This window comes from Micromonospora sp. NPDC000668 (genome assembly GCF_042897975.1).
GTDB lineage: Bacteria > Actinomycetota > Actinomycetes > Mycobacteriales > Micromonosporaceae > Micromonospora.
The window spans coordinates 156,379-172,407 of sequence record NZ_JBIAYP010000004.1 but is presented as its reverse complement, the minus strand read 5'-3'; the positions used below and the strand labels follow the sequence as shown (position 1 = coordinate 172,407).

The 16,029-nt window shown below is 71.4% G+C and carries 14 protein-coding genes; 5 read left to right on the top strand and 9 right to left on the bottom strand.

All coding sequences use genetic code 11. The features are described from left to right. Window positions 1–19: 19 nt before the first annotated feature. Window positions 20–1,408 (top strand): N-acetylmuramoyl-L-alanine amidase, encoded by a 1,389-nt coding sequence (locus ACFY29_RS21605; RefSeq protein WP_386988835.1) that lies wholly within the window; start codon window positions 20–22, stop codon window positions 1,406–1,408. 14 nt (window positions 1,409–1,422) lie between these two features. On the opposite strand, the gene ACFY29_RS21600 is transcribed toward ACFY29_RS21605, so the two are convergent. Genes ACFY29_RS21600 through ACFY29_RS21590 form a run of 3 tightly spaced genes read right to left on the bottom strand, consistent with a single transcriptional unit; the run spans window position 1,423 to window position 5,138 of the window. After that, window positions 1,423–1,989, bottom strand: coding sequence for a TetR/AcrR family transcriptional regulator (locus tag ACFY29_RS21600; protein WP_386988833.1), 567 nt, complete (start codon window positions 1,987–1,989; stop codon window positions 1,423–1,425). A gap of 53 nt (window positions 1,990–2,042) precedes the next feature. Then, a complete protein-coding gene (locus ACFY29_RS21595) occupies window positions 2,043–2,708 on the bottom strand; it encodes a hypothetical protein (RefSeq protein ID WP_386988830.1) in 666 nt (221 codons plus the stop codon). A gap of 27 nt (window positions 2,709–2,735) precedes the next feature. Beyond that, on the bottom strand, window positions 2,736–5,138 hold the full coding sequence (locus ACFY29_RS21590; protein ID WP_386988827.1) for a PEP/pyruvate-binding domain-containing protein: 2,403 nt from the start codon (window positions 5,136–5,138) through the stop codon (window positions 2,736–2,738). Window positions 5,139–5,263: 125 nt separating this feature from the next. Here ACFY29_RS21590 and ACFY29_RS21585 point away from each other — a divergent pair, with 125 nt between their 5' ends. After that, window positions 5,264–5,920 carry a M23 family metallopeptidase gene (locus ACFY29_RS21585; RefSeq protein WP_386989897.1) on the top strand — a complete coding sequence of 219 codons (657 nt, stop codon included), beginning with the start codon at window positions 5,264–5,266 and terminating at the stop codon, window positions 5,918–5,920. Between the two features lie 108 nt (window positions 5,921–6,028). Continuing rightward, the gene (locus ACFY29_RS21580) at window positions 6,029–6,259 is read left to right on the top strand and encodes a DUF2188 domain-containing protein (RefSeq protein WP_386988825.1); all 231 of its coding nucleotides are present in this window, start codon (window positions 6,029–6,031) and stop codon (window positions 6,257–6,259) included. A gap of 87 nt (window positions 6,260–6,346) precedes the next feature. Here ACFY29_RS21580 and ACFY29_RS21575 read toward each other — a convergent pair whose 3' ends face one another. Both ACFY29_RS21575 and ACFY29_RS21570 read right to left on the bottom strand, forming a co-directional pair. Beyond that, window positions 6,347–7,369 (bottom strand): DUF4331 family protein, encoded by a 1,023-nt coding sequence (locus tag ACFY29_RS21575; protein ID WP_386988822.1) that lies wholly within the window; start codon window positions 7,367–7,369, stop codon window positions 6,347–6,349. A 74-nt stretch (window positions 7,370–7,443) separates the two neighbouring features. Then, window positions 7,444–8,616 carry an ROK family transcriptional regulator gene (locus ACFY29_RS21570; protein ID WP_386988820.1) on the bottom strand — a complete coding sequence of 391 codons (1,173 nt, stop codon included), beginning with the start codon at window positions 8,614–8,616 and terminating at the stop codon, window positions 7,444–7,446. 90 nt (window positions 8,617–8,706) lie between these two features. Between ACFY29_RS21570 and ACFY29_RS21565 the strand changes: the two genes are divergently transcribed. Further along, window positions 8,707–10,005 carry a DUF1479 domain-containing protein gene (locus ACFY29_RS21565; RefSeq protein ID WP_386988817.1) on the top strand — a complete coding sequence of 433 codons (1,299 nt, stop codon included), beginning with the start codon at window positions 8,707–8,709 and terminating at the stop codon, window positions 10,003–10,005. Between the two features lie 103 nt (window positions 10,006–10,108). Here ACFY29_RS21565 and ACFY29_RS21560 read toward each other — a convergent pair whose 3' ends face one another. Then, window positions 10,109–11,368: a family 16 glycosylhydrolase gene (locus tag ACFY29_RS21560; RefSeq protein WP_355612340.1), complete on the bottom strand. Its 1,260-nt coding sequence runs from the start codon at window positions 11,366–11,368 to the stop codon at window positions 10,109–10,111. Window positions 11,369–11,706: 338 nt separating this feature from the next. Between ACFY29_RS21560 and ACFY29_RS21555 the strand changes: the two genes are divergently transcribed. After that, window positions 11,707–12,105, top strand: a complete 399-nt coding sequence (locus ACFY29_RS21555) for a hypothetical protein (RefSeq protein ID WP_328425434.1) — start codon at window positions 11,707–11,709, stop codon at window positions 12,103–12,105. A gap of 52 nt (window positions 12,106–12,157) precedes the next feature. On the opposite strand, the gene ACFY29_RS21550 is transcribed toward ACFY29_RS21555, so the two are convergent. The 3 genes from ACFY29_RS21550 to ACFY29_RS21540 form a co-directional block, all read right to left on the bottom strand. Beyond that, window positions 12,158–13,636: an aminotransferase class V-fold PLP-dependent enzyme gene (locus tag ACFY29_RS21550; protein ID WP_386988814.1), complete on the bottom strand. Its 1,479-nt coding sequence runs from the start codon at window positions 13,634–13,636 to the stop codon at window positions 12,158–12,160. After that, window positions 13,626–15,308, bottom strand: a complete 1,683-nt coding sequence (locus ACFY29_RS21545; protein WP_386988812.1) for an ATP-binding cassette domain-containing protein — start codon at window positions 15,306–15,308, stop codon at window positions 13,626–13,628. The genes ACFY29_RS21550 and ACFY29_RS21545 overlap by 11 nt, the downstream gene beginning before the upstream one ends. Before the next feature lie 91 nt (window positions 15,309–15,399). Next, window positions 15,400–16,020: a TetR family transcriptional regulator C-terminal domain-containing protein gene (locus tag ACFY29_RS21540; protein ID WP_386988809.1), complete on the bottom strand. Its 621-nt coding sequence runs from the start codon at window positions 16,018–16,020 to the stop codon at window positions 15,400–15,402. Window positions 16,021–16,029 lie beyond the last annotated feature (9 nt).

The window sequence follows — 16,029 nt, the reverse complement described above, 5'->3', positions numbered from 1 at the left end:
TTCGTCGCAAGGAGTGGCAATGACCGTACGAACCTCCCGCCGGGGCCGGCTCCTGCTCGGCGGCCTGCTCACCCTGACCACCGCCCTGGCCGGTCCCGTCGCGGCCATGTCACCGGCGGCTGCCGCCCCGACCGGTACGCCGGCGTCGGCCGGCCCGCTGGCCGCCGCGTTCGACACCGCCGCCGCCCGGTACGACGTCCCGCGCGACCTGCTGGTGGCGCTGGGGTACGCCGAGTCGCGCCTGGACATGCACTCCGGTGCGCCGAGCGCGGCCGGCGGCCACGGGCTCATGCACCTGGCGAGCAACACACAGGTGCACACCCTGGAGGAGGCGGCGACGCTCACCCGGCTCACCCGGGCAGCGCTGCGCGCCGAACCCGCCGCGAACGTTCTCGGGGCGGCCGCCGTGCTGCGCTCGTACGCCGACCAGGCCGGCCTCACCGCCGCTGCCCGCGACGACGTGAACGGCTGGTACGGACCGGTCGCCCGGTACGGCGGCGCCAGCGACGCGTCGGTGGCGCGGCTCTACGCGGACACCGTCTACGACCTGCTACGCGTCGGGTTCACCTCGACGCGCGGCGAGGCGGTGGCCGGGCGGCCGGTCGCACCCCGGCGGGGCGGCCTGGAGCGGGCCGGCGTACTCGGCGGATTCGGCACCCTCAGCACCGACTACGGGCCAGCCGCGTGGGCACCGGCCAGCACGAGCAACTACACCGTGGCCAGTCGACCGGGCAGCCACCCGGTCACCCGCATCGTCATCCACATGACGCAGGGCTCCTACGCCGGCGCGGTCAGCTGGTTCCAGAACCCGGCCGCCCAGGCCAGCGCGCACTACACCTTCCGCTCCTCCGACGGCGCCGTCACCCAGTCGGTGCGGGAGAAGGACATCGCCTGGCACGCCGGCAACTGGACCTACAACACCCAGTCGATCGGCATCGAACACGAGGGGTACGTCGACAACCCCGCCTGGTTCACCGATGCGATGTACCGCGCCTCCGCGACGCTCACCCGTAGCCTCGCCACCAAGTACGGCATACCCAAGGACCGGGCGCACATCATCGCGCACGCCGAGGTGCCCGGCGCCACCCACACCGACCCGGGCCCGAACTGGAACTGGACCTACTACCTGCAACTGGTGAACGGAATCACCGGCATCGGCTCCGGCACGGTGAACACCGAGGCGTCCAGCCTCAACGTGCGTTCCGGCCCGGGCGCCAGCTATCCGGTCGTCGGCTCGGTCGCCGACGGCGCCACCGTCGCCATCTACTGCCAGGCCGTCGGCAGCACGGTCACCGGCCCGTACGGCACGACCTCCGTGTGGAACCGGATCGGCACCAACCGCTACGTCTCCGATGCCTACCTGCTGACCGGCTACGACGGATACATCCCGACCGTGCCGCGCTGCTGACGGCGCGGCACCCGTCAACCGAAGAGCAGGTCGAGGTGGGCATCCAACGCCGCCACGGCCTGCTCGGCGGTGTACTGCCCACCGAGCAGATAGACGCCCAACCCCTCCATCAGTGCCAGCAGGCCGGCCGCGGCGGCGTCGGCGTTTCGGCGGGGCAGGATGCTGGCGATGAACTCGGTCAGCTGCGCGGTGTCCTCGCGCATGCTGGCCGCGGCGGCCGGTCGTACCGCGGTGTAGGCGAAGAACGCCAGCGCCACGCTCCCGTCGTCGCGGCTCCGCTCGTCGAGCGGCAGCAGCGCGGCGATCATCGTGCGCAGCAGCAGCCGAGGGGAGGGGTCCGCGCCCAGTCGCGCCATCGCCTCGGCGATCCGGATCTCACCGCGCTCGCGGACCACGGCCAACGCGAACGCCATCATCTCGTCCTTGGTGCGGAAGTAGTGCTGGACCATCCCGGCGGACACACCGGCCTCGGCAGCCACGTGACGGAGGCTGACGGCCTCCAGGCCCTGGTCCGCGGCGACCCGCATCAACGCGTCCGCGATGAGGGTGCGTCGCTCCTGGTGATCGACCTTCTTGGGCATGACCTCGATCGTTTCACAGTGGGTGGCCTGGAAGCCCCGCCGGCGGTCGGCGGCTAACGGCTGACGGTTCCGGTGGCGGGGGTGCCCCGCGCGCTGCGCAGGAGGCCGTCCGGATCGTCGGCGTACAACCGCAGCTCGTTCATCGGCTCGGACCCGACCTTCGGCAGGTCGAAGCTCGTCGGGTGGCGCAACAGGACGTCGATGCTCGTCTGGCTGCCGACCGAGATGGACACCACCCGGCGGTCCCCCTCCTGCTCGACCTGCACCGACTTGCTGGACGGCAGCGAGCGGTAACGCTTGCGCAGGGCCTCGATGTCCGTCCACGGGATCCAGATGTCGATGCCGGAATTCAGCCGCACCCGCAGGCCCGTGTCACCCACCACGTGGGGGTTGATCGTCATGCTCGCGAAGAGGCCGACCATCCAGAGCAGACCCCAGACGCCGAGCGCGAGCACGATCCAGCGGGCCGGCCCCCACGGCACCACGTTGGTGACGATGAGGTCGAAGATCGGAATCTCCACGATTGACAGGCCGATGAAGATGCCGAGAATCGGCTTGACCACGCCCAGGTAGCCGAACGGCTCGTCACCCGGCGCCAGCGGCAGCGGCCTGCGCCGCGCCCACAGGTACAGGTTGCGCCACATGGCGGCTTCCAGCTTGGCCACCCGGCGCAGCAGCGGGCCCACCTTCACCCTGATGGGGGTCTTCATGTCGGTCATGTCGTCCTCGCGATGGTGGTCGGGCGGTCAGTGGACGGTGACGGTGCCGGCGCCGCCGTCCACGGTGACGAGCTGACCGGTGGAGATCGTCCGGGTGGCGTCGGGTACGCAGATGACGGCGGGGATGCCGTACTCGCGGGCCACTGTGGGGCCGTGCGCCATGATCGCGCCGGTCTCGGTGATCAGCGCCGAGGCGGTGAGGAATAGCGGGGTCCAGCCGGGGTCGGTGGTCGCGGCGACCAGGACGTCGCCGGGCTCGATGTGCGCGGTGGCCGGATCGTGGACGACCCGGGCTGGGCCGGTCACCCGGCCCGCCGACGCGCCCACGCCGGTGAGTGTGCCGTCCACGGCGGGCGCCGCCGGCAGTACGGCCTCGACGTCGGTGCCGTCGGACAGCAACGCCACCGGCACCGCCCTGCGGCGTGACTCCCTGCGGTGCACCGCCCTGCGGGAGGCGACCGTCGCCCGGTGATCGCTGCCGTCGTGCACCGCGGCGTGCACCTCGTCGAGGGTCAGGAACATGATGTCGTCGGGCTGCTCCAGCAGCCCGGCGCCGTGCAGGTCGACGCCGATGAGCAGCAGTTGCCGGCGCGTCTCCCGTAGCGGGTACAGCCCGGCGAACTTGCCGGCCTCGCGCAGGCCGGCCAACGAACGGGCCCGGCGCAGCAGGAACCCGGCGATCGTGCCGCGTACCGGCCGCCGACGGCGGGCACGCCTGACCAGTTCCTGAAGCGCGGCCTCGGCCTCTGCGGCGGCCCGCTGGAAGCGCTGGTCCGGCCCCTGCCGCGGATCGGTGACCCGCAGGTAGTTGGCGATCGCCGCGAAGACCGGTGCCGGATCCTCCGCCCAGCGCGGCACCCCGAGGTCGACCTCGGCAACGCCGCGATGGCCGTAGGCGTCCAGGAAGCCGGCCATCCCGACGTCGGGCAGCGTCCCGCGCAGATACCGCGCGGCCAACTCGTCCGGCGGGGTGTCGAGCAGGAGCCGGCGGTGTTCGCCGGCGCCCTGGGCGAGCCGCCAGAGCGCCAGATCCATCTCGATGGTGACGTTGTGCGGCATCCCGCCCAGCACGGTGTGGATCTCGTCGGAGCTCGCGACGCCCTTGAGCAACGACGCCGGCAACGCGGCGGCGAGCATGCCGGTGACGATCGGCCACATGATCGCGTCGGCGCTGTCCCCGGAGTCCCGCGACTCCACGAAGCGGAGCCGGTCGGCGGCGGTCCGCAGGTCGGCGGGGGCCGCCGACCGTACTCTCATCTGCTCGATCGCCCGGAACATCCGGACCCGCGCCGCGTCGGGACGGGCCAGCGCGCGCAGGATCCCCGCCACCGCGCGGCCGGCGGTCCGCAGGGACGCCGCCCCCTGTGCCGCGCCGCGCTCGGTGCTGGCCGTGGTCACGGCGAACCGTGGATCCGTCAGCACGTGCTGCATCACCGCCTGCGCCCGTGGGCCGAAGTCGACCGCCAGGAGCTTGACCAGCCGCTTGCGGGACGACCTGCTCCGAGCCAGGTCGGTCAGGTCACCGTAGAGGCGACCGCCGATGTCGACGACCTCGACCCGGACGCCGAGCGAGGCGAGCATCGCCGCGATCTGCGACCGCAGGGTCGACATGCCCATCGGGGTGACCGGTTGCAGCATGCCCTGAACGTGGCCGAACTCCAGGTAGACGCGGGGGAGGGGCTTCCCGGTGTCCGGCGGGAGGGGAAACAGGCTGGTGATCGGCCGCGACTGCAGCAACCACAGCACGCCGTCGCCGTCGATCGCCCACTCCACGTCCTGCGGGGAGCCGAAATGACCCCGCAGCCGCTCACCTGTGGCCCGCAGCTCCGCCAGGTGCACGGACGTCAGGCACCCAGCCTCGTCTCGGGTGACGCCGTCGAGCACGTAGTGGTCCACGGTCGCCGCGCCGTCCACCACCGTCGTGCCGAGGCCCGGCGCGGCGTCGACCGCCATCTCGTCGCGGCGACCGGTCAGCGGGTTCGCGGTGAACAGCACCCCCGCCACCGCAGGGGCAACCATGCGTTGCACGACGACGGCCATCCGCACCGCCTGATGATCGATTTCGCGGGCGTCGCGGTAGGCGACGGCGCGATCGGTGTGCAGCGAGTCCCAGCATTTCCTGATCGCGGCGAGCAGCTCGGCGGTGCCCGTGACGTTCAGGACGGTGTCCGACTGCCCGGCGAAACTCGCGTCCGGCAGGTCCTCGGCGGTGGCGCTGGAGCGCACCGCCACCGCGCCCGCACCGAGCCGTTCGTACGCGGCGACGATCTCCGCCTGCGGGATGACGCCGAGCCGGTGCGCCTCGGTGGTGACGCAGAATCCCTCGGGGACGCGCTCGCCTCGCCGGATCAGCTCGCCCAGCCCGGCCGCCTTTCCGCCGACCAGGTCGACCATGGTGGCAGTCGCCTCGGACAACGCGATGACGCGCATGGGGGCCTTCTCTCTATGCAATGCAACTGCATTGCATCCCAAGGTACCCACTTGGCGATACGACTGCAATGTAACGGCCAGGCGTGGCGGTGCGACCCGGGGTCGGGGCGTTGTCGGCGTCTGCCATGCTCGGGACGGTGACGACCGGCCGCCCCACCAGAGTTCGCACCCACCGTCGCGTCCGCAGCCGCACCGCCCGGGTTCTCCTCGCGCTCGTCGCGGTCGTAGCTGTCCTCGGCGTCGCCTTCGTCGTCGTGCCGATGTTGCGGCCGCCCGGTCCACGACCGCTCTTCCAGCTCCCGGTCGCCTGCGGTGAGACGTGGCAGCTCAGCACCTACCCCGGCCATGACGACTACGACGTCGACCTGTTTCCGACCGAGGGCGAGGCGTGGGGGCGGCCGGTGCTCGCGTCGTACGCCGGCACCGTCACCGTGGCGGGCGTCAACGGGTCGGTGGGCGGGCGGAACCCGGAGAATCCAGAGGGCCCGCGCGGTCGCGGCGGCGGCTACTGGGTGAAGATCGATCACGGTGGCAAATGGGAGACGCAGTACCTGCACCTGCTCGAACCGCCGTCGGCCCGGGTCGGTCAGCGGGTCGCCCAGGGCGAGCAGATCGGGCGGCTCGGCAGCACCGGCAACTCCGGCGCCCCACACCTGCACTACGAGCAGCGCCGAGGCTGGGAGAAGGTCGAGACCCACTTCGACGGGGAGCCGTCGGGCATCACCACCGACGAACGCGAACTCATCCTCAAGCGCAAGAGCAACAACTGCGTCTCCGGGTGACCGCGCACGCCGCCCACCGTCTCCTGAGGACGACATCGGGCACGTTTGCCCGACACGGCTCGGGGCACTGTGTCTGGCGAACAGTCCAGACGCAGGGAGGAGCCGGCCGTGGCCAAGGGTGACGTCGAGACGTACCAAGAGGACGGGCAGTGGAAGAACCGCCCGGAGGGCAACGAGCGAGCCAGCAGCACGCATGAGGGCAAGGCCGACGCGCAGACCCAGGGTCGCGAGATGGCGGCCGACCGTGGTGTCGAGCACGTGATCAAGAAGCAGGACGGCACGATCGGGGAGAAGAACACCTACCCGCGCAACCGCGACCCGCGAGACATCCCGGGCTGACATCCTCCGTATCCTGCGGGCTGACCTCCTCGGCGCGACCGAGGAGGTCAGCCTGTGGCACCGCCGTCGGGAGCTGAGGCGGCCCGATCAGGCCGGCACCACGTACGGGAACGCGTCGGCGCGCGCGCCTTTGGTCCCGTCCGGGGTGAGGCCGGAGGTCATGCCGGTGTTCAGCACCAGGGAGAACATCACCTCGGGTGCGTTGTCGGCCATGGTGCGGCCGTTGCGGACGGCGAAACCGTAGTTGGCCGGCGTGCCGACCTGGTACGACAGCACGTCGGGATAGAGCTGCCGCGCCACGCTCCAGCCGTACGCCTGCGGATCCGGCGCCGTACCGTTCGCCGCCACGACCCCCGCGACCGCGGAGGCGATCTCCTCGCCGTCCTCCTTGAGATCGTCGCCGGGGTGCCGCGCGTTGGCCGGGTTGGTGAAGTCGGTGTCGGTGGGCCAGAAGACCGGCCACATCATGGGGTGGCCGGCGCGGTTGATCTGGCGCCACCCGCCCGCGTCGGTGGCCAGCAGGGTGCGGCACCAGACGCCGATCTCGGTGCCGTCACGCAGCATCGGCTCGTCATGGGACACCTCGAGGACGATCGACTCGACCGTGGTGCCGGCGAAGCTGTTCGTGGCCTTGTCGGCCCGCCACGCCGAGCGGTCCAGCTTCGCGCCGTTCTTGATCGCGGCGTTGACGGTCGCGAGCTGGCCGAGGTCGATGTAGAACGGGTCGGTGATCCGCCCGGCCCAGACCCGGACGTTGCGGCCGCTGGACACCTCGCCGCTGTGGCCCTGGACGATGGGAGTGCCCATCGCGGCGTCGTCGCGGGCATCGGCTCCGGTGAGTTCGTACAACTCCAGCGTCTGCCTGCCGTCGCCGTCCGGCTCACCGAAGGCGAGCCGGTAGGCCAGTCCCTCCACCTCCGCGCCGTTGAAGTGAATCTTGAACTCGTAGCGCGCCTCGGCGTGGAAGCCGCGCTTGATGTCGGCCTTTGTCACCGAACTGTTGACGTCCATGACGAACACCGTGGCGCGGTCGCCGTTGAAGACGTACAGGTCGTTGAGGAAGAGCTGACCGCTCTGGGCGGCGAGGGGGGTGTCAAGGTGGTGCGACATGGACTCACTCCCGGTGATGCCGGATTTATAGGACTAATCCGAACATAGCGGCGACCCTCACACCCCTCGCGTCATCAGCCGAATCCGTGGTCCTCCTGGTCCGGGAACCGGAGGGTCGCCGAGGGGTCCGTCCGTTGGGGGAGGGCGATGATGGCCGAGCGGAGACGGTCGAGGGCTTCGGCGCGGGCCCCGGCCAGCGACGGTTCCTTCGTCAGCCGTGCCGGGCGTACCTCGACATGGCGGGGCATCTGGGTGAAGGCCGTGGTGATGGCGTCGAGGATCGCCGGGTGGCTGCCCCAGGGGCCGCCGATGAGGACCAGTCGTGGGTCGGTGAGCGCGACGATGGCGCCGAGCACGCCGCTGACGGCCCGCCCCAGCGCCTGCCGGTTGACTGCGGCGAGCCGACGGACGCGATCGACGTCGATGGCCGTCGTGCCGGCACGTCGAAGGTCGAGGTCGGCGAACACGTCGATGAACCGGGTCGCCTGACCGTGGGGGCCGGTGGTCAGCAGGTGCGCGATCTCGCCGGCGACTCCGGAGTGGCCGCGGCGTACCTCGCCGTCGCTGACGATCGCGCATCCCAGTCCTTCGCCGAGGAACACGTAGGCGAAGTCGCCCAAGCCCGTCGGATCGGTGTCGCGCTCGGCCTGCGCCGCCCAGTTGACGTCGTTGTCGACGATGACCGGGCCGGCGACCTGTGGCGTCAGCACCTCGACCGGGTCGAGCTCGCCGAGCAGGAACGGCGCGTCGGGCAGTCGGACCAGGCGACCACTGGCGCGTTCCACCGGGTCGGCGGCGCTGACGACCGCCAGCCGGATGGCCTCTCCGGTGCCCTCGTGCGCCTGCGCGGCGGCGGTGCGCAGGGCGTCGGCCACCTGCTCGGCTCGGGCTGGCCGACTGATGTCGTGCCGGGTCCGCCCGAGGACGTCGCCGTGTGCGCCGACCCGCTCGACCACCACGCCGTCGGGAGCGATGCTGATGGCCAAGGCGGTGCCGACGGTGTCGGCGAGGGCGTAGTACGAGCCGACGCGACCCCGGCCGCGCCCGCCGGGCGTCCGTTCCCCGGTGTCCACGACCAGGCCGGCCTCGGTCAGCCGGCGCACGCTCTCGCCCACGGTGGGCTTGGACAGGCCACTGCGGGCCGCCAGGTCGGCGCGGGTCAGCCGCCGCGCCCGCATCAACTCCCGCAGCACGTGCTCGTCGGTCAGGGTGCGCAGCAGCTCCAGCGAGGGCTTGGCGATGGTCACCCCACGATTCTAGGCAGGAGTCTTGCCTAGAAGGGTGCCCGACCCCTACAGTCTTTCCAAGAAGGAGCCCTAACTAGAAGGAGTCGCGCCATGAACGCCCAGCCCGCCCTGGCCGTCGCCCCGCTCCCGCCCCTGCCGCACTGGGAGTCGACCCCGGACGACCTCCCGGCCGCCATCCGCCAGATCAAGGCCGCGCTGCGCGACCGGATCGAGGCCTCCGGCCGTACGGTCGAGGAGGTGTTCGCGGTCGTCGAACGGCGGGTCCAGGCGAAGGTCGACGAGATCGCCGCCGCCAGGGATCGCGGCGAGACGATCTGGCCGGTCATCGAGTACGCGGACATCGAGGCCGGCACCGTGCCGGCGGAGGCGCTGGCGAAACTGCGCCAGCGGGGCTGCCTCGTCGTCCGCGGCCACTTCGACCGCCAGCAGGCCCTCGCCTGGGACCGCGGGATCGTCGACTACGTGGACAGCAACGGGTTCGCCGAGGCCTACCGCGGTCCCGCCGACGACTTCTTCGGCAGCGTGGGGTCCAAGCCCGAGATCTACCCGGTCTACTGGTCGCCCGCGCAGATGCAGGCCCGCCAGAGCGACCGGATGGCCCGGGTGCAGGCGTTCCTCAACCGGCAGTGGAAGCACGAATCCGAGGGCGTGCGGTGGTTCGACCCGGACCGCGACTCGCTCTACCCGGACCGGATCCGCCGCCGGCCGCCGGGCGCCGACTCCAACGGCCTCGGTACCCACCTCGATCCCGGCACCCTCGACCTGTGGATGACCGAGGCGTACCAGAAGGCCTTCCGCCACCTCTTCGACGGCACCGTCGAGCAGTACGACCCCTGGGACCCGGCCCACCGCACCGCCGGACCGCAGTACCCCGGCACCACCATGTGCTCGGCCTTCCGCACCTTCCAGGGCTGGACTGCCCTCTCCGACATGGACCACGACCAGGGGGTGCTGCACACCGTCCCGATCCCCGAGGCGATGGCCTACCTGATGCTCCGGCCGCTGCTCGCCGACGTGCCCGCGGACGACATGTGCGGCGTCACGGTCAACCAGGTCTTCCCTGCCAACGAGACGTGGCACCCGCTGCTCATGCAGGCACTCGCCGGCATCCCCGACGTCAAGGCGGGCGACTCCGTCTGGTGGCACTGCGACATGATCCACAGCGTGGCACCGGTCCAGGGCCAACAGGGTTGGGGCAACGTCATGTACATCCCCGCGGCCCCGTGGTGCCCGCGCAACGAGCGGTACTCGGTATCCGTCCGGGAGGCGTTCCAGACCGGGTCCAGCCCGACGGACTTTCCGGCGGAGCACTACGAGCGCAGCTGGCCCAACCGGTTCCAGCCCGACGACCTCAATCCCACCGGGCGGCGTGGCCTGGGCCTCGACTGATCGCCGACCAGCCGACGGGGTCCAGTCGCGGCGGGCCCACGGACGACGGTGGGCCGCCCGGACGTGTTGCCGGGCGGCCCACTCGCCGGTGGTACGTGGGGCCTCAGATGCGGGACCACTTCTGGTTGGCCGCACCCGTGCAGTCCCACAGGTGCAGCTTGCCGCCGTTGTTGGGGTTGGCGTCCCGGACGTCCACGCACCGGTTGGCGCTGATGTTGACCAGGTCGCCAGCGGCGCTCAGGGTGAAGCGTTGGGCGGGATTGCCGTTGCAGGTGACCAGGTTGACCTCGGTGCCGTTGGCGGTGCCGGCCCAGGCCGGGTCCATGCACTTGCCCATCGCGCGGACGGTCCCGTCGGAGGCGAACGTCCAGGCCTGCGCGGCGGTGGTGTTGCAGTCCCAGATCTGCAGCTTGGCGCCGTCGACCGGGTTGGCGCTGGGGATGTCGATGCAGCGCCCGCTCTGCGCACCCCTGATCCGGCTGGTGCCGGGAGCAGGGTCGCCGCCACCGCCGGAGGTGTAGCTGGACACCCGGACGTAGTCGACCAGCATCTGCTGGGGGAACTGCGTGGAGCCGTCCGGGTAGCCGGGCCAGTTACCGCCGACCGCCACGTTGAGGATCATGAAGAAGGGGTGGTCGAACACCCACCGGTTGCCGCCGAGCCGGGCGGGGTCGACCCGGTGGTACTGCACCCCGTCGATGTACCAGGTGATGACGTTCGGCTCCCAGTCCACCCGGTAGGTGTGGAAGCCGTCGGCGAGCGGGCCGCCGAGGGTGCGGCTGCCGGTGATGCCTCCGCCGCCGGAGTAGCCGGGCCCGTGCACGGTGCCGTAGACGGTGTTGGGTTCCCGACCGATGTTCTCCATGATGTCGATCTCGCCGGCGTCGGGCCACCCGCCGCCGGTGCCGAGCATCCAGAACGCTGGCCAGATGCCCTGGCCGCGCGGGATCTTGATCCGGGACTCGAACCGGCCGTACGTCTGGCTGAAGGTGGCCGCGGTCAGCAGCCGCGCCGACGTGTACTCGCAGCGCCCGTAGTGGCACTGGTAGTTGGCGGGGTTGTCCCGGCGGGCGGTGATGACCAGGTTGCCCTGGCCGTCGTGCACCGCGTTGCTGGTGCTGTTGGTGTAGTACTGCCGCTCGTTGTTGCCCCAGCCGCCACCGCCGATGTCGAACCGCCACTTGTTCTGGTCGACGGGCGTGCCGGCCGGGGCGTTGAACTCGTCCTGCCAGCTGATCGGGCCGATGGCGGCCTCGGCCCGGTCGTTCTGGGCCGGGAGGACGAGCGCCACGGAGGTGGCGATGAGGGCGACCGCCGCGAGGACGAACGGTCGGAGACGGGGGGTGGGACGGGCTGTGAACACGGGAGGCTCCTCAGCGAGGGGGTGGCGGAGGCTTCGCGCCCGGAGAACGCAGGAGAGCGCTCTCTATAACGAAGAATGTCGATATGCTGGCTTTCTGTCAAGAGTGTTACCAGTACGGTGACGGGTGGTCACCGCCCGATGCTCGCGGGTGAGCGCCCGCGCCCGCGGGGCCTGCTGGTCCGCCCCGGACCGTGGACACGTGCTACCACGAAAGCGGTCGAATCGACCCTTCCTATTGCCGTGGGGCGTCCACGGGGGACAGGATGACGAGGCTCGCCGGAAACATCCCCGTAACCTGCGCGCTGCTGGTCTCTGTCACGAGGAAGTGGGAGTCAGTCATGAGCGACGTGTCGACGGCGCTGGGTGTGCGCCTTTACCCGGATCTGGTCGAGCGGGGTGGTCTGGCCCCCGCGCTCATTGAGATCGCTGCCCGCCACGAGCTCGACCTCGGCCGGGTGACCGCCCCGGAGCAGGGGCGTAGCCGGTTCACCTGCGCTGAGCTGCACTCCGATCAGGGTGTGGTCTGCGTCGGGCTGGGCTCCCAGGCCCGATACTTCATGGTCGACCTTCGGGTGTCGGGTGAGGTCCAGGCTCGGGGCGACGCCATGGACCTCGTCCAGGTGGCCCAGCTGGCCTCGGCCTGGCGCGCCGGGCTGACGCTCGCCGAGCTGACCGCCCGGTTCCCGTTCATGGAGGAGATGAAGCGCCGCCCGACGTCGGCGGCCCAGGTCCGCTGACGCTCCGCTGGCCACAACGCGTGGCCGCGAACGGCCGCGCGCACGATCGGGCTCAGCAGCGCAGCCGGGGCGGCAACGGTGACTCGGTGGTGGCGTCGCGGTCCAGGTAGGTCGACTCGGCGAACGCGAGGAAGCGCTCCGCGTCGGCCGCGTTGGACGCCAGGCCGAACGAGACGCGCACCGCGCCGCCGGTCGGCAGCCGCAGCGCACCGAGGTACTGGTCGATCGTGTCGACCCGCGCGAGCAGCCGCCGGCGCAGCGAGCCCCGGCTGATCCCGAACGCGCCCTCACCCGCACCCGGGTTGCAGAAGCAGCCGGTACGCAGGGAGAAGCCCGCCTCAGCCGATTCCCGCGCGACGAGCCGCTCGTCGACCAGGGAGCCGTCCGGCTGGCGGAAGTTGAACGTCACCGTGCCGCCCCGGCCCTCAGCCGTCGCCGGCCCGTACACCTGGACCAGGGGCCGGCCGGTGCGGTGCCGCAGCGTGGTCAGCCGGTCCAGCAGCCAGCCGGTGAGCAGGCCGACCCGCGTGTGCACGAGCTGCACGCCGATGGTGTCGAGCCAGCGCAGGCCGAACTCCACGTCCGGGATGCTCAGGAAGTTGAGCGTGCCGTCCTCGAAGGCCGACTCGTCGTCCATCGACCGGTGCCAGTCACCCTGGACGCTGACCGCGCGGATCGTGCCGCCGGCGAACCACGGTCGACGCAGTCGGGCCAGCGCGTCGCGGCGGGCCAGCAGCGCGCCGACCCCGGTGGGATAGCCGAAGAGCTTGTACCAGCTCAGGCAGACGAACTCGGGCTGGACGACGCTGAGGTCCAACCGGTTCGTGGGTGCGAACGCGGCGGCGTCGAGCAGCACGTCGTACCCGTGCCGGTGGGCCAGTTCCACCCAGCCCAGCGGGTGCTGCACACCGGAGAAGTTGCTCTGCGCCGGATACGCGAACAGCCCTCGACCGCCGGGCCGGCCCCACCGCCCAGCCAGCCCGCCGCGGCCGGCGTCGAGCATCGTGGACAGGTCCGACTCGGCGACCCGCAGCTCCGGCCCGGTGAGCGGTACGTAGCGCACCCGCGCGCCGGCCGCTCGGGCGTACTCGCGGATGCCGTTGACCGAGTTGTGGTTGTCCCAGGTCAGCACGAACGGTGCGGCCCGACCGAAGTCGTACGCCTCGCCGACCAGCCGGCAGGCGCCACTGGCGTTCGGGGTGAAGACGACCGTGTACTCGGCCGGGTCCGCGCGGAAGAAGTCGAGCACCGCGCGCCGCGCCGACTCGACCAGCGAACCGGCCGCCTCGCTGGTCGGGTTCTCCGAGTGTGGATTGCTGTACAGACCCGTTAGCAGCCGATCGTGGTGGGCTCTCACCTGGGCCTGTGCGGCCACCCCCGCCCCGGCGTAGTCGAGGTAGACCTGGCCGTGCCGGTCCAGGTGCCGGTACTCGGTGGCGCGCAGTTCGTCGATCGGGGCGGTGTCGGCGTACCCCGGCAGTGCCGTCGGCGAGGTGCGGGTCGCGGCGCGGGGACCCGGCTCAGGCCGCACGGCGGGCCTCCCGACGCGCCAGCACCGCCCAGGTCGCGCAGAGGAAGAGCACCACGAACCCGCCGAGCACGAGCCAGTTCACCCACACCGGCCGGGAGAAACTGTCGCCGTACGTGGCCAGCAGTGGCGGGCCGAGCGGGGAGCCGCCGTCGCGCCATAGCCGCTCCACCCCGGCGGTGTGTCCCAAGCCTTCGAACGCCCACCGGTTCGACATCGCGTAGCTGAGCCACTGGCCGCCGACCGCCATGGCCGGCACCGGCAGGATCGCGCCGACGAACAACACCTGCGGGAAGCAGAGCATCGGCAGCATGAGCGTCGCCTGGGCGGCGTCGGAGACGGCCGCGGAGCAGAGCAGGCCGAGGGTGAGCGCGGCTGCCGAGGAGAGCAGCAGCGTCGCGTACAGGGCGGCGAAGTCGGCGCCGCCGACCGGCGGCAGCCGGTCGATACCGCGCAGCACCCCGAGCAGGACCAGGTCCACCAGGGCCAGTAGCGGCAGCAGCACCGCGACCTTCGCCAACAGGTACGGCACCAGCCGGACACCCGCCAGCCGCTCCCGGCGCAGGATCGGCAGCTCGGTGCAGATCTGGAGCAGGCCGTAGGTCAGCCCGAAGAAGAAGCCGCCGAACGCGATCCAGAACAGGATCATCACGGTCACGTTCGGGCTCGGTTGGGCCGGGTCGAACGCCCCGGGCCGGAACAGCAGCGCGAACATGCCGAGCACCATCAGCGGCGAGCCGAGCAGGATCGCCAGGGTCAGCCGGTTTCGGGCAACGATCTCCGCGTTGCGCGCGGAGAGGACGGCCCACTGCCGCACCCTGCCGACCTGCCGACGCCCCGAGCTGTCGACCCCCGGCTCGACCGTACGGGCCGTCGGGTCGCCGTCGTGGCACGCGGCGAAGCGGTCGGGCCAGGCCGTCGGGTCCGTCTCCTCGTCCAGCCGGAGGTGCACCTCCGCGAGGGACCGCAGGCCGAAGAACTCCCGGGCGTCGGCCGCCGTGCCGGCGAATGCCAACCGGCCCTGGCGGGTCAGCACGACAACGCGGTCGCAGCGGTCCACGTCGGTGATCTGGTGGGTGGTGAGCACCACCGTGGTCCCCGCGTCGGCGAGGGTCCGCAGCACCCGGAGCAGGTCCACGGCGATCGCCGGGTCCAGCCCGGAGGTGGGCTCGTCCAGGAAGAACACGCCCGGCCGGGTGAGCAGTTCGACGGCGATGCTGGCGCGTTTGCGCTCACCGCCGCTGAGCCGGCCCACCGGCACCGCGGCCCGATCGGTGAGCCGCAACTCGGCGAGCACCTCGGCGACCCGGCGGGTCACCTCGGCCGGCCCGGTGTCCGGCGGCAGGCGCAGCCGGGCCGCGTACCGCAGGGTGCGTCCCAGCGGCAGCTCGCGGTGGATGATGTCGTCCTGCGGGACGAAACCGATCGCGCCGACCCCGGCGGCGCCGTCGTACGCCACGGTGCCCGCGTCGGGTCGCCGGATCCCGGCGAGCGTCTCCAGCAGGGTGGTCTTGCCGGCGCCGCTGGCGCCGATGATCGCGACGACCTCGCCCGGGTGGATGGCCAGCGAGATGTCGGCCAGGATCCGGCGACCGCCCCGGACACGGTGGCCAAGACCAGTGGCCGTGATGCCGACGCCGGTGCGCGGGGAAGACGTGGTCTGCTCGGTCGTCATGTCGAGTGCCCGATCCGGTCGGGGAGTGGTCCGCCTGAATATCGTGCCTCGCCGATGCTACGTCCGGTGTGGACCGTGCGGTCCTGGCCCTTCAGTCCGTGGTGGTGCGCGCTTCCGGTGGTACCTGGAGGAGGTCCAGGCAGTTGCGCCACAGCGTCTCCAACTGGGCCGGGTCGTTGAGCAGCTTCGCGAGCAGGACCCGACCCTCGATCTGGGCGACGATGGACCGGGCGGCCTCGCGGGTGTCGACCGACGAGCCGGCCAGGCCACGTTCCTTCGCCTCGACGACCACCTGCTCGATCAGGTTGATCTGTTCCTCGAAGATCTCCTGAAGCCGACGGCGGATCTCCTCGGCCTGGTTGCTGAGTTCGAGGGCGAGGTTGCCGAACAGACAGCCGGCGACCACCCCGGCCTTCTGCTGGCCGGCGCGCTGGATCTCCTCGGTGGCCTCGAACAGGTCCCGTAGCCGCCGCACGGGGTCGCGCTCGCTGCCGAGCAACTGCTCCCACTGGCGGCGCTGGGTCGCCCAGTGCTCGTCGATGACAGTGCGGGCGAGCGCCTGCTTGGACTCGAAGAAGTAGTAGAAGCTGCCCTTCGGGACGCCCGCCGCCGCGCATATCTCGGCCACGCCCAGCGCCGAGTAGCCACGCTGCTCGATCAGCGTGGCGGCCGAGTCGAGGATCTTGTTCCGCGCGTCACTGGTCCGTCCCATGCCTTGAAG

Bases quoted from the DNA above. Each gene is read 5' to 3' on its own strand.
- ACFY29_RS21605 (WP_386988835.1), top strand. From the start codon at position 20: ATGACCGTACGAACCTCCCGCCGGGGCCGGCTCCTGCTCGGCGGCCTG.
- ACFY29_RS21600 (WP_386988833.1), bottom strand. From the start codon at position 1,989: ATGCCCAAGAAGGTCGATCACCAGGAGCGACGCACCCTCATCGCGGAC.
- ACFY29_RS21595 (WP_386988830.1), bottom strand. From the start codon at position 2,708: ATGACCGACATGAAGACCCCCATCAGGGTGAAGGTGGGCCCGCTGCTG.
- ACFY29_RS21590 (WP_386988827.1), bottom strand. From the start codon at position 5,138: ATGCGCGTCATCGCGTTGTCCGAGGCGACTGCCACCATGGTCGACCTG.
- ACFY29_RS21585 (WP_386989897.1), top strand. From the start codon at position 5,264: ATGCTCGGGACGGTGACGACCGGCCGCCCCACCAGAGTTCGCACCCAC.
- ACFY29_RS21575 (WP_386988822.1), bottom strand. From the start codon at position 7,369: ATGTCGCACCACCTTGACACCCCCCTCGCCGCCCAGAGCGGTCAGCTC.
- ACFY29_RS21565 (WP_386988817.1), top strand. From the start codon at position 8,707: ATGAACGCCCAGCCCGCCCTGGCCGTCGCCCCGCTCCCGCCCCTGCCG.
- ACFY29_RS21555 (WP_328425434.1), top strand. From the start codon at position 11,707: ATGAGCGACGTGTCGACGGCGCTGGGTGTGCGCCTTTACCCGGATCTG.
- ACFY29_RS21545 (WP_386988812.1), bottom strand. From the start codon at position 15,308: ATGACGACCGAGCAGACCACGTCTTCCCCGCGCACCGGCGTCGGCATC.
- ACFY29_RS21540 (WP_386988809.1), bottom strand. From the start codon at position 16,020: ATGGGACGGACCAGTGACGCGCGGAACAAGATCCTCGACTCGGCCGCC.